Here is a 12387-nt window from a genome sequence, read left to right on the forward strand (position 1 = left end):
CCGGCACGGCGTCCGGCGACGCGAGCAGCGTCGGCGCCGGCTCGACGGCCGCAGGCGGCACGGGCGCGGGCGGCGGGACGGCGGCGGGCACGGGCGCCTGGGCGGCGGGCGGCGGGACCGGCGGCATGCCGTAGCCGCCCTCCGGCGGCATCAGCATGGTCGCGGCCTCGGCCCCGGCCGGCGCGGGCGCGTCGGGCAGGTCGGAGCCGGTGGTCCGCAGCCCCTCGGGCATCAGGACGGTGGCCGCCTCGGCCCCGACCGGCGGCACCGGCACGGGGCCCGGGGCCGGGGCCTGCGGCGGGACGGCGAAACCAGCAGGACCGGCAGAACCGGACGGCACGGCGGGCACGGGCGGCTCGACGGCGGGCGCGGCCGGCACGGCGGGCGCCGCAGCGACCGGCGCGGGCGGCGCGGCCACCGGAACAGCCGGAACCACCGGAGCAGCCGGAGCCCCCTGGCCCCCCAGCCGCTCCGCCTCCGCCGCGATCGCCGCGGCCCCCGCCTCCTGCAGCCACTGCGGCGGGCTGAGCAGGAAGGACGTCGCCTCGACCGGCCCGGGCGCGGGCTTCGCCGCCCCCGCCGGGTTGGCCGCGACCGGCCGCCCGTACGCCTCCTCGTACTGCCGGACCACCTCGTTGACGGGCAGCGCGGGCCAGAGCGTGGTCGCGCCGGAGTCCCGGGCGATCACCAGTCGCGCCTCGCCGGCCGACCCGTCCCCCGCACCCGACGGCCCCGCCGTCCCGTCCCCGGGTGCCACCGCCCAGCAGACGAAGCCCAGGTCGAACTCCCGGACCCGTACCTCGCGCTGCTGCGGCTGCGGCACCCCGCCGTTGATCCACTCCTCGGCGAGCTCCTGCGCCTGCGCGTACGTCACCACGCCCGGTTCACCCCTGTCCCCATCCTCGTCGTCCCCGCTCGTTGCACCGCCGCGGCCACGTCAGTCCACCGGGACGGCCCGGGCGAACCCGCCGTCCACCATCAGCTCCGCGACCGTCTCCAGCTCCGGCGGGCTGCCGGCCAGCCGCAGCAGGAACGCGTCGAAGTCCTCGCCGCAGGGCAGCAGCAGCCGGGCGCAGCGGTCCTCCGGGGCCTCCGGCGCGCCGGTGTCGCGGGCGTCGTCGTACAGGTGGAACCAGACCGAGCCGGCCCGATCGCCGCGCACCTTGAGCGCGACGATGCCGCCCTGCGCGTAGGCGACGCCCAGGTAGTCCTTGGTGAGGTGGTCGCGCAGGCACTTGTTGGCGTACACGACGTCCTGGGTGCCGTACTCCTCGCTGAGGGTGAGGAAGGGCTGGTCGAGCAGCATGCCGAGCTCGGTGTCCAGCGCCACCCCGACCGGGGCGCGGCCGCCGCCCAGCTTGAGGAAGGTGCGGTAGGCGCCGGGCAGCCGGTAGCCGAGGCGCTCCTCGGCGCGCTGCACCAGGTCCTCGGGGACGCCGATCGGGTCGCCGCCGTCCTTGGCCAGCGAGAAGTGCACGGGCCGGCGCTCCTGCAACGGGCGGGTGCCGCGGCGGGTGTGGTCGGCGGCGGAGGTGGCCAGGCCGGCGTGGTGCCGCAGCAGCGCCTTGACCTCCACCGGGACGAGCTCCATCCGCCGCCAGCCGGGGGCGGCCCGGCCGACCGCGTGGTGCCAGGTCCAGCCGGGCGGGGTGGCGACGGCGGTGTCCAGGTCGGCCCAGAGCGGGTGGCCCTGGGTGAACAGCGCGGCGTTGGCCGACACGTAGTCGGTCAGCCGCAGCTCGTCCACGCCGAAGCCGTCCGGCGGGTCGGCGACCTCGGCCGCGGCGGCGGCGTACGAGCCGAAGTCCGGGTAGCCGTACTCGTCCACCCGGACCCCGGCGGGGTGTCGCTCCGCGCGGACCGGGTCCGGGAACTGCACCACCTGACCTGCGTACGCCGCGTTCGGTGCGGCGGCGACGCCGGGCCGACCTGTCGTCATCTGGGAGCCCCCACTGGCTGCTGCAAATTCTCGAAGCGCTTGCTGGACACCAGCGTAGGGGGTCGTCTCCGGGCCCGGGCCCCCGCCCGGGAGAAGAAGGGGAACCGTCAGGGCCGCTGCCCGAGCGCCCCGGCCAGCACCCCGGCGACCCTGGTCTGCTGCGCCTCGGTGAGGTGCGGGTGCAGCGGCAGGCTGAGCAGTTCGCGGGCGGCCCGTTCGGCGACCGGGAACGCCCCCGCGCGGTGGCCGAGGTGACGGAACGCGGGCTGGAGGTGGACCGGGACGGGGTAGTGCACCCCGGCGCCGATCCCGGCGGCGCGCAGCGCGGCGAGGACGGCGTCGCGGTCCCGGCCGGGGCCGATCCGCACCGCGTACAGGTGCCAGACGTGCTCGTTGCCGGGCGCGGTGCGCGGCAGGGTCAGGCCGTCGAGACCGCCGAGCAGGGCGTCGTAGCGGGCGGCGGCGGCCCGGCGGGCGGCGTTCCAGGCGGGCAGCCGGCGCAGCTTGGCCCGCAGCACGACGGCCTGCAGCGCGTCCATCCGGGAGTTGAAGCCGAACCGCTCGTGCCGGTACTTCTCGCGCGCGCCGTGGTCGCCGATCAGCCGGACGGCGGCGGCGAGTTCGTCGTCGTCGGTGAGCACCGCCCCGGCGTCGCCGTAGCCGCCGAGGTTCTTGCCCGGGTAGAAGCTGGTGGCCGCGATCCGCCCGTAGCCGGTGCGCCCGTGCTGCCGGGCGCCCTGGGACTGCGCCGCGTCCTCCACCACCGGCCGTCCGTCGGCCAGTTCCAGCAGCGGCCCCATCGGGGCGAGCTGGCCGTTCAGGTGGACGGGCAGCAGCGCGACCGCGCCGGGCAGCGCCCCGGCGGCCCGCTCGGGGTCGATCAGCAGGTGCGCCGGGTCGGCGTCGACCAGCACCGGGCGCAGCCCGGCCCGCTGCACGGCCTCGGCGGTGGCGACGAAGGTGTTGGCGGGCAGCACGACCCCGCCGCCGGGCGGCAGGTCGAGGGCGCGCAGGGCGAGTTCGAGGGCGTCGGTGCCGTTGCCGGCGCCCACGCAGTGCCGGGCGCCGGTGAAGTCGGCGTACTCCCGCTCGAAGCCGTCCACTTCGGGTCCCTTGACGTAGCCGCCGGAGGCGAGCACCCGGTCGAAGCCGGCCCGGACCTCGGCCGCGACCTCGGCGTGCGCGGCCGCCAGGTCGACCAACGGGATCGAGTCGACCGGCGGGATCGGGCCGACCGGCGGGATCGGGTCGGCCGACGGGATGCCGGCGCTCACCGGGCGGCCGCCCGGTCCCCGGACCCCACCGGGACGGTGGCACCGCCGAGTTCGAGGCTGAGCGAGGCCGCCTCCAGCAGCTGGAGCACCCGCACCCCGGCCCGGCCGTCGGTGAGCGGGGCCCGGCGCTCGGTGATCGCGGCGGCGAACTCGGCCATCACGTTGCGCAGCGCCTCCTGCTCGACCAGTGCGGGCGCGACCATCTCGCCGACCCGGTAGGAGATCAGCGCCCGGTGCCGGATCGCGTCGGTCAGCTGGTCGGGCGGGGTGAGGTCGACGCCGCGGTCGTGCACGGCCAGCCGGGCCTGCGGGTTGAGGTCGTCCCAGACCAGGGTGCGCCGGGAGCCGCCGATCAGCGTGGTGCGGACCTTCGTCGGGGAGAGCCAGTTGACGTGGCAGTGGGCCAGCGCGCCGTTGCTCAGCCGGACCGTCAGGTACGCCACGCAGGCCCGGCCGGCGCCGATCGGGTCGGCGCCCTGGGCGGACACCCCGACCGGTTCGACGCCGGGCGGCAGCACGAAGTCGAGGATCGACAGGTCGTGCGGGGCGAGGTCCCACAGCACGTCCACGTCGGGCTGCACCAGGCCGAGGTTGATCCGCACCGAGTCGAAGAACTGGATGTCGCCGATCTCGCCGCCGTGCACCAGCTCGCGGATCCGGCGCACCACCGGGGTGTAGCAGAAGGTGTGGTCGCACATCAGCACCAGCCCGCTGCGCTCGGCCAGGTCGACCAGTTCGGCGGCCTCGGCGGCCGAGGTGGTGATCGGCTTCTCCACCAGCACGTGCTTGCCGGCCTCCAGCGCGGCCCGCACCAGCCGGTAGTGCGCGGCCGCGGGCGTGGCCACCGCGACCGCCCCGACCCGCTCGTCGTCGAGCACCCGCCGGTAGGAGCCGGTCGCCCGGACGGTGCTGTACTCCCCCAGCACGGCACGGGCCTTGGCCTCGTCCAGGTCGCACAGCCAGTGCAGCCGCAGCGCCGGGGTGTCCTGCGCGTTGCGGACCAGCTTCGGGCCCCAGTAGCCGGCCCCGACCACCGCGAGGCCCACCGGGCGTTCCGGTGCCGGCCGGGGCGGTTCGCCCGGCGTGGGCACGTGCCCACCGGGCGCCTGGTTGGCGGCCTGCGCGTCCCAGGCCCCCGACCGCTGCCGTGGTCCGTTCCTACCGGGCTGCTCCGACGTCATCCACGAGCCCCTTCGCTCCGCCGCCGGGGCGGGCGCGGGCCCACCCCGGCGGCCCCAACGTCCGGCGCGGGCACCGGGTCCGGCCCCGTCCGCGCGTCCGCGGGCGGTCGGCCGGATCCCCTTCGGCCTCGCTGCCGGAACGGTACCGGCCGTGCCCCCGGCCCGGAGGTGGTTTCGGGAAATCAGCGGACAAGTCGTGACGACGGTGTGCGGATCCGGCCCCGGTCCGGCGAGGATCGGGTGACGGCCCGGCCGGTCCCGCACGGTCGTTCGTCCGCCCCCGCACCCCGGTTGTGCGGATGTCGGTGTCGTTTGACAGGCTTGCCCCGGACCGTCCCACCGGTCCTTCCGTCAGCGGGAACAGAGGAGGAGGACGACGCATGACCACCGGTGAGCCCGCGGGCCCGCCCGTGCTGCGCCACCACCGCGACAGCCTGCTGCCCGCCGTCGCCGCCGCGCTGTCACTCAAGGGCGGCGAGGTGCACACCCTGGCCGGGGACAAGGACGCCCGACGGCCGGTCCTGCACCCGCTGGTCGGCGAGTTCCTGGACACGCTGCCCGTCGAGGCGCGCGAGCGGTTCACCGGCCGCTGCCCGGAGGCCGTCCTGCTCTCCCAGCACCTGGTCGCGGTCGACGGCCGGCGCTCCAAGCGCGCCGCCCGCAAGCCGATGACCCTGCACGAGGCCCGCAAGGCGCTCAAGGGCTCCCGGATGACGACCGTTCGCATCCGGGAGGAGGGCGACCCGGCGCACGGCACCCACGCCCCGCCGTGCCGTTCCTGCGCGCCGATGCTGGAGCACTTCACCGTGCAGAGCGTCGCCGTCGGGCCGCCCGCGCCCTGACCGCGCCCTCGTACGCCCCCTGTCCCCGAGCCCTGGAGTCCGCCCTGAACCCGCCCAGCCCGCCCCCGCCACCGCCGGCCACCCTGTCCGCCGCCCCCGCCGGGCGGGCCCGCCCGCGCTTCCCCGCCGACGTCGCCGCCGAGCTCAAGGCGGCCGGCTGGCACCCCGGCCGCTGGCAGATACGGCAGGCCGAGGAGTGGGCCGACGCCCTGGTCGGGTACGGCGGGCCGTCCGGTCTGCGGCACGCGGTGTTCCCGGCGGCGGTGGAGGCCTGGGCCGAGTTCGGCGGCCTCGCCTTCGACCTGGCCGGCCCGGGCCGCCAGCTGGCCCGCACCCCGTTCCTGATCGACCCGCTGTGCGGGCTGCACCAGCCGCGCACCCTGCTCGACCTCGGCCGCGCCCTGGGCAGCCAGCTCGCCCCGCTCGGCGAGGAGGCGTACGGGCAGGCGCTGCTGGCCGTCGACGAGGAGGGCCGGGTCTACAGCCTGGACCACACCGGCGAGTGGTTCCTCGGGCACGGCATCGACCAGGCCGTCACCACCCTGGTCCTGGGCACCGCCCCGGAGCGGCTGCGCACCGCCGACGGTTCCTGACGGCGGTCCGGCGGGCCCTGGGTCAGGCGGCCGACACGCGCTCGGCCGGACAGGGCCTGACCGGCCGGGCCTGGCGGCGCGTCACCGCAGCCGTTCGGCCCGGACCGCCAGCCGGGACGGCAGCACCGCCTCGACCCGGAACCCGCCGTCCGCCTCCGGCCCGGAGGAGAAGGTGCCGCCCAGCGCGATCACCCGCTCCCGCATCCCGACCAGCCCGTTGCCGCCGCTGGGCAGCTTCGCCGCGCCCCCGCCGCCACCCGGGCAGGCGTTCACCACGCTCACCCGCACCCCGTTGGGCGCGTACGCGAGCAGGACGGACACCTGTGCGCCGCCCGCGTGCTTGTGCGCATTGGTCAGGCCCTCCTGGACGACCCGGTAGGCGGTCTGCTCGGCCTCGCCGGTGAACTCCTGCCGGCTGCCGCTGACGGTCAGCGTCACCGCCATGCCGGCCGCCCGGGACTGGTCGACCAGCCGGGGCAGCCCGGCCAGCGAGTCGGGCTCCGGCTGGCGCTCGTCGTCCATCCGCAGCACGCCGAGGATCTCCCGCAGCTCGTTCAGCGCCTGCCGTCCGACCTCGCCCATCAGCTTGGCGCTCTGCGCGGCCTTCTCCGGGTCCTTGGCGACGATCCGCTCCAGCGCCCCGGCGTGCACCACCATCAGGGACACCCGGTGCGCCACCACGTCGTGCATCTCCCGGGCGATCCGGGTGCGCTCCTCCAGCCGGGCCCGGCGGGCGCGCTCCTGGGCCTGCTCGGCCAGCAGGTCCAGTTCGGTCTCCAGGCCGTGCGCGCGGTCCTTGAGCGAGTCGATCAGCCGCCGCCGCGCGCCCACGTACAGTCCGGTGACCACCGGCGGGACGGTCAGGCCGACGGAGACCAGCACCGCGATCAGCACCTGGCCCCAGAGCGGCGGCTGCTCCACCGCCGTGTCGCCGGGCGTCAGCATCGACACCATCATCACGGCGACGGTCTCGGCGAAGGCCAGTGCGGACAGCGCCACCACCCGCCAGCGCCGGGTGGGCCACTCCCAGGTCGCCGCCAGCGTGTACAGCGACACCACCAGCAGCAGGACGCCGAGCATCCCCGGCATCGCCACCAGGGTCACCAGCACCGGTACGGCAGGCCAGCGGCGGCGCAGCACCAGCGAACCGCCCGCCACCACGCCGAGCAGCGAGATGCCGGCCATCCCGGCGGCGTCCAGGTGCACCCGGCCGGAGAGGAAGGCGATCGTGCTGAGCGCGCACTCCAGCGCGGCGAGCACCGCCAGCCCGATGTCCAGGAAGGCGCTGCGCGGCCGCTCCCACCACCAGAACGGCCGGACCGGCGCGCGCTCCCCAGGCGACTTGCTCATGGCTGACACCCTAAGCGGCAACCCCCTCCCCTCCCCACCGGGATTGCCCCCGACACCTCGCCGGACCCTCAAGTGGTCCAGACCACATGCGGCCTGCGGCGTCACTGTCCGCCATCCGGCCACCTCGCGGACAGCGACCGCCCCGACACCTATGCTGGTCGCGTCGGACAGCGCGGTCCGCACGCGTCACACCCGCCACACGCGGGCGGACCTGTGACGATGAGCCGTTGCCGAACCCCACCACCACAGGGAGCCAGCCGTGACCGCTCCGGTCCCCACCCCGGCGGACAGCCCCACTGTCCACGCCACCGGCCCAGTTGCCGACAACGCGGCCCTGCGGGCGGACATCCGCCGCCTCGGCGACCTGCTCGGCGAGACGCTCGTCCGGCAGGAAGGCCCCCAGCTGCTGGGCCTGGTCGAACAGGTCCGCCTGCTCAGCCGCACCGACGGCGAGGCCACCGCCGAACTCCTCTCCGACATCGACCTGGACACCGCCGCCAAGCTGGTCCGGGCCTTCTCCACCTACTTCCACCTCGCCAACGTCACCGAACAGGTGCACCGCGGCCGCGAGTTCGCCACCCGCCGCGCCCGGGAGGGCTCGCTGCTCGCCCAGACCGCCGACCAGCTCGCCGAGGCCGACCCCAAGCACCTCGAGAACACGCTGGCCCACCTCGCGGTCCGCCCGGTCTTCACCGCCCACCCCACCGAGGCCGCCCGCCGCAGCGTCCTCAACAAGCTGCGCCGCATCGGCGAACTCCTCGACCGCATCCACCGCGAGGAGATCGCCGCCGGCCTCTCCCAGGCCGACCCGGCCCGCACCAGCAGCGCCCGCCGCCAGGCCGACCGCCGCCTCGCCGAGGTCATCGACCTGCTCTGGCAGACCGACGAGCTGCGCATCGCCCGCCCCGAGCCCACCGACGAGGCCCGCAACGCCGTCTACTACCTGGACGAGCTCTACCGCGACGCCGTCCCCCAGGTCCTGGAGGAACTGCACGAGGAGCTCGGCCGGGTCGGCCTGACCCTGCCCGACGGCGTCCGCCCGCTCACCTTCGGCACCTGGATCGGCGGCGACCGCGACGGCAACCCCAACGTGACCCCGCAGGTCACCTGGGACGTCCTCAACCTCCAGCACGAGTACGGCATCAAGGACGCCCTGGCCGCCGTCGACGACCTGCGCAGCACCCTCTCCACCTCCGAGCGGCTGGCCGGCGCCTCGGTCGAACTGCTCGCCTCGCTCAACACCGACCTGCACCAGCTCCCCGAGCTCAGCCCCCGCTACAAGCGGATGAACGCCGAGGAGCCCTACCGCCTCAAGGCCACCTGCGTCCGGCTCAAGCTGGAGAACACCCGCGAGCGGCTCGCCCAGGGCACCCCGCACGTCGAGGGCCGCGACTACCTCGGCACCCGCGAGCTGATCACCGACCTGCGGCTCATCCAGGACTCCCTGCGCGCCCACCGCGGCGAGCTGATCGCCGACGGCCGCCTCGCCCGCGCCATCCGCACCATCGAGGCCTTCGGCCTCCAGCTCGCCACCATGGACGTCCGCGAGCACGCCGAGGCCCACCACCACGCCCTCGGCCAGCTCTTCGACCGCCTCGGCGAGGAGGCCTGGCGCTACGCCGACATGCCCCGCGAGTACCGGCAGAAGCTGCTCGCCAAGGAGCTCCGCTCGCGCCGCCCGCTCGCCCCCACCCCGGCCCCGCTGGACGCCGCCGGCACCAAGACCCTCGGCGTCTTCAACACCATCCGCGAGGGCTTCGAGCGCTTCGGCGACGAGATCGTCGAGAGCTACATCATCTCCATGTGCCAGGGCGCCGACGACGTCTTCGCCGCCACCGTCCTGGCCCGCGAGGCCGGCCTGATCGACCTGCACGGCGGCATCGCCAAGATCGGCATCGTGCCGCTGCTGGAGACCACCGAGGAACTCCAGAAGGCCGACCTCATCCTCGACGAGATGCTGTCCGACCCCTCCTACCGGCTGCTCGTCTCGCTGCGCGGCGACGTCCAGGAGGTCATGCTCGGCTACTCCGACTCCTCCAAGTTCGGCGGCATCACCACCTCCCAGTGGGAGATCCACCGCGCCCAGCGCCGGCTGCGCGACGTCGCCCACCGCTACGGCATCCGGCTGCGCCTGTTCCACGGCCGCGGCGGCACCGTCGGCCGCGGCGGCGGCCCCTCCCACGAGGCCATCCTGGCCCAGCCCTGGGGCACCCTGGAGGGCGAGATCAAGGTCACCGAGCAGGGCGAGGTCATCTCCGACAAGTACCTGCTCCCCTCCCTCGCCCGGGAGAACCTGGAACTGACCATCTCCGCCACCCTCTCCGCCTCCGCGCTGCACACCGCCCCGCGCCAGGCCCCCGAGGAACTGGCCCGCTGGGACGCCGCGATGGACCAGGTCTCCGCGGCCGCCCACACCGCCTACCGCGCCCTGGTCGAGCAGGACGACCTGCCGAAGTACTTCTTCGCCGCCACCCCGGTCGACCAGCTCGCCTCGCTGCACCTGGGCTCCCGCCCGTCCCGCCGCCCCGACTCCGGCGCCGGCCTCGACGGCCTGCGGGCCATCCCGTGGGTCTTCGGCTGGACCCAGTCCCGCCAGATCGTCCCCGGCTGGTACGGCGTCGGCTCCGGCCTCGCCGCCGCCCGCGCGGCCGGCCTCGGCGGCGTGCTCGACGAGATGCACGGCCAGTGGCACTTCTTCCGCAACTTCCTGTCCAACGTCGCCATGACGCTGGCCAAGACCGACCTGCGGATCGCCCGCCACTACGTCGAGCAGCTGGTGCCCGCCGAACTGCACCACGTCTTCGACCAGATCGTCGCCGAGCACGACCTCACCCTGCGCGAGGTGCTCCGGCTCACCGGCGAGGGCGCACTGCTGGAGCACAACCCGGTGCTCAAGCAGACCTTCACCGTCCGCGACGCCTACCTCGACCCGATCTCCTACCTCCAGGTCGCGCTGCTGCGCCGCCAGCGCGAGGAGGTCGCCACCGGCCGCCACGAGGACCCGCTGCGGGCCCGCGCGCTGCTGCTGACCGTCAACGGCATCGCCGCCGGCCTGCGCAACACCGGCTGACGCCACCGCGCGTACGGGACGGGGCCGCCGTCCGCCCTCCGGGGTGGGCGGCGGCCCCGTCCCGTACCGGAAGGGCCCGGGGCACGCGAAAGGGCCGGCGCCCTTGGGCACCGGCCCGGTGTCGTGTCACCGCGCGGACGGCTACTCGCCCGGCTCGCCCGCGCGCCGGCGCTTCAGCCACAGCGCGGCGCCGCCAGCGGCGACCACCAGGCCGCCGCCGACCGCCAGCAGCCCGGCGTCCGTGCCCATCGAGTCACCGAGCAGCGGCCCGAACTGCGCCGCCGCGGGCTCCGGGGAGCCCCCCGGATCCGGCTCGGCCACCGCGTCCGCGTGCGCCACCGCGCCGCCCGAGAGCAGCACCCCGGCCGCCCCCAGCGCACCGGCCGTGCCGACCCGCCGTCCGAACTGCTTCAGTCGGACCACCCGGAGCCGCCGCAATCGGCGGACCGGACGAAAACCCCGCATCGAGAACTCCCCAGGACTCGTTCGCGTACCAGGCCGACGCTATCCGATCCCGCACAGGCTTCTCACACGGATTCAGGTTTGGACCGGCAAGCGTTGTACGACTGTTGCGTAACACCACTCCCGGACTTGATGGAGCGTCAGGAGTTGTAGGTGCCCTGCGCCCGCTCCAGCCCCTCGGACAGCAGCGCCTCCACCGCGTCCGCCGAGCGGTCCACGAACCACTCCAGTTCCTTGCGCTCGGCGCCGGAGAAGTCCTTCAGCACGAAGTCCGCGACCTCCATCCGGCCCGGCGGCCGACCGATCCCGCACCGCACCCGGTAGTAGTCCGGCCCCAGCGACTTGGTGATCGACTTCAGCCCGTTGTGGCCGTTGTCCCCGCCGCCCAGCTTGAGGCGCAGCGCCGCGTAGTCGATGTCCAGCTCGTCGTGGACGGCGACCAGCGCCGAGGCCGGCGCCTTGTAGAAGTCCCGCAGCGCCGTCACCGGCCCGCCGGAGAGGTTCATGAACGACATCGGCTTGGCCAGCACCACCCGGCGGCCGGACAGCCGCCCTTCGGCCACCTGCGCCCGGCTCTTGTGCGCCTTGAACTTCGCGCCCATCCGCTGCGCCAGCAGGTCCACCACCATGAACCCGATGTTGTGCCGGTTCCGGGCGTACTGCTCGCCCGGGTTGCCCAGCCCCACCACCAGCCAGGGGCCCTCGTACTCGTCCGCCATGCCCTCTCTCCTCCTGTGCGCGCTCTACGTCATCTTCCCGGACACACCGCTGCCCCGGCCGCTCCGAGGGGAGCGACCGGGGCAGCGGTCACAGCTGGTGGGGCGAGGCTCAGGCCTCGGTGCCCTCGGCCTCGGCGGCCTCGTCCTCGGCCGGGGCGGCCTGGGCGCCGATGACCTGCAGCACGACGGCGTCGGCGTCGACGGCCAGGGTGACGCCGGCCGGCAGGACGATGTCCTTGGCGAGGACGGAGGCACCGGACTCCAGGCCCTCGACCGAGACGGTGACCGACTCGGGCAGGTGGGTGGCCTCGGCCTCGATCGGCAGCGCGTTGAGGACGTGCTCCAGCAGGTTGCCGCCGGGGGCCAGCTCGCCCTCGGTCAGGACCGGGATCTCGACGGTGACCTTCTCGCCACGCTTGACCAGCAGCAGGTCGACGTGCTCGATGGTGCGCTTGATGGCCTCGCGCTGGACGGCCTTGGGCAGCACGTACTCGTCCTTGCCCTCGATCGGCACGACCAGCAGGGCGTTCGGGGTCTTGAGCGCCATCATCAGGTCGTGGCTCGGCAGGTTCAGGTGAACCGGGGCGTGGCCGTGGCCGTAGACGACACCGGGGACGAAGCCGGCGCGGCGGGCGCGACGGGCGGCACCCTTGCCGAACTCGGAACGGGTCTCAGCGGCGATGCGGATCTCGGACACGACTGCACTCCTCGGGAAGACTGGCGCGGGGGTGCAGGCAACGCGAAAAACCGCCGGGACCACACCCTCAGTACGTTCGGGGGTCACTCGGCGGTAACGGCCTCTGCCGGCGGACGGGAATCCGGTACCGGCAGCGCGTCGATCACGGAGCGGGCACCCGGCAAGCAGGCACACGGCATCCCTCGCCGAGCAGTTTCACGAGTCTAACCGCATGAACGGCCTCCCGTGAAATCGGCGGCGGCCCCGGTCCGATCCGGACC

At 74.9% G+C, this 12387-nt stretch carries 10 protein-coding genes and 1 pseudogene; 3 read left to right on the plus strand and 8 right to left on the minus strand.

What is annotated here, in order from left to right:
* From ACFWPI_RS38605 to ACFWPI_RS38620, 4 genes and pseudogenes are all read right to left on the minus strand, one after another.
* A pseudogene (locus ACFWPI_RS38605) lies at positions 1–877 on the minus strand (hypothetical protein); the annotation flags it as partial.
* 60 nt (positions 878–937) lie between these two features.
* On the minus strand, positions 938–1939 hold the full coding sequence (locus ACFWPI_RS38610) for an SMI1/KNR4 family protein (protein ID WP_063348042.1): 1002 nt from the start codon (positions 1937–1939) through the stop codon (positions 938–940).
* Between the two features lie 107 nt (positions 1940–2046).
* The gene (locus tag ACFWPI_RS38615) at positions 2047–3213 is read right to left on the minus strand and encodes a DegT/DnrJ/EryC1/StrS family aminotransferase (RefSeq protein ID WP_380380555.1); all 1167 of its coding nucleotides are present in this window, start codon (positions 3211–3213) and stop codon (positions 2047–2049) included.
* Positions 3210–4394, minus strand: coding sequence for a Gfo/Idh/MocA family protein (locus ACFWPI_RS38620; protein ID WP_380346270.1), 1185 nt, complete (start codon positions 4392–4394; stop codon positions 3210–3212). The genes ACFWPI_RS38615 and ACFWPI_RS38620 overlap by 4 nt, the downstream gene beginning before the upstream one ends.
* Positions 4395–4774: 380 nt before the next feature.
* On the opposite strand from ACFWPI_RS38620, the gene ACFWPI_RS38625 reads away from it, so the two are divergent.
* Together ACFWPI_RS38625 and ACFWPI_RS38630 are read left to right on the plus strand one after the other, a co-directional pair.
* Complete coding sequence (locus ACFWPI_RS38625) at positions 4775–5236, plus strand: YwqJ-related putative deaminase (RefSeq protein ID WP_063348043.1); 462 nt, start codon at positions 4775–4777, stop codon at positions 5234–5236.
* A gap of 83 nt (positions 5237–5319) precedes the next feature.
* Complete coding sequence (locus ACFWPI_RS38630; protein ID WP_380380559.1) at positions 5320–5829, plus strand: SUKH-3 domain-containing protein; 510 nt, start codon at positions 5320–5322, stop codon at positions 5827–5829.
* An 81-nt stretch (positions 5830–5910) separates the two neighbouring features.
* Here ACFWPI_RS38630 and ACFWPI_RS38635 read toward each other — a convergent pair whose 3' ends face one another.
* Positions 5911–7179: a sensor histidine kinase gene (locus tag ACFWPI_RS38635; RefSeq protein WP_063348044.1), complete on the minus strand. Its 1269-nt coding sequence runs from the start codon at positions 7177–7179 to the stop codon at positions 5911–5913.
* Positions 7180–7438: 259 nt separating this feature from the next.
* On the opposite strand from ACFWPI_RS38635, the gene ppc reads away from it, so the two are divergent.
* Positions 7439–10249 (plus strand): phosphoenolpyruvate carboxylase, encoded by a 2811-nt coding sequence (gene ppc / locus ACFWPI_RS38640; protein WP_079135660.1) that lies wholly within the window; start codon positions 7439–7441, stop codon positions 10247–10249.
* 141 nt (positions 10250–10390) lie between these two features.
* Here the strand turns inward: ppc and ACFWPI_RS38645 are convergent, their stop codons facing one another.
* From ACFWPI_RS38645 to ACFWPI_RS38655, 3 genes are all read right to left on the minus strand, one after another.
* Positions 10391–10672 carry a hypothetical protein gene (locus tag ACFWPI_RS38645; RefSeq protein ID WP_380381093.1) on the minus strand — a complete coding sequence of 94 codons (282 nt, stop codon included), beginning with the start codon at positions 10670–10672 and terminating at the stop codon, positions 10391–10393.
* A 179-nt stretch (positions 10673–10851) separates the two neighbouring features.
* Positions 10852–11430 carry an aminoacyl-tRNA hydrolase gene (pth, locus tag ACFWPI_RS38650; RefSeq protein WP_063348046.1) on the minus strand — a complete coding sequence of 193 codons (579 nt, stop codon included), beginning with the start codon at positions 11428–11430 and terminating at the stop codon, positions 10852–10854.
* 109 nt (positions 11431–11539) lie between these two features.
* Positions 11540–12127, minus strand: a complete 588-nt coding sequence (locus tag ACFWPI_RS38655) for a 50S ribosomal protein L25/general stress protein Ctc (protein ID WP_063348047.1) — start codon at positions 12125–12127, stop codon at positions 11540–11542.
* Between the last annotated feature and the right edge of the window lie 260 nt (positions 12128–12387).

Origin of the sequence: Kitasatospora sp. NPDC058492, from assembly GCF_042720685.1 — a bacterium.
GTDB lineage: Bacteria > Actinomycetota > Actinomycetes > Streptomycetales > Streptomycetaceae > Kitasatospora.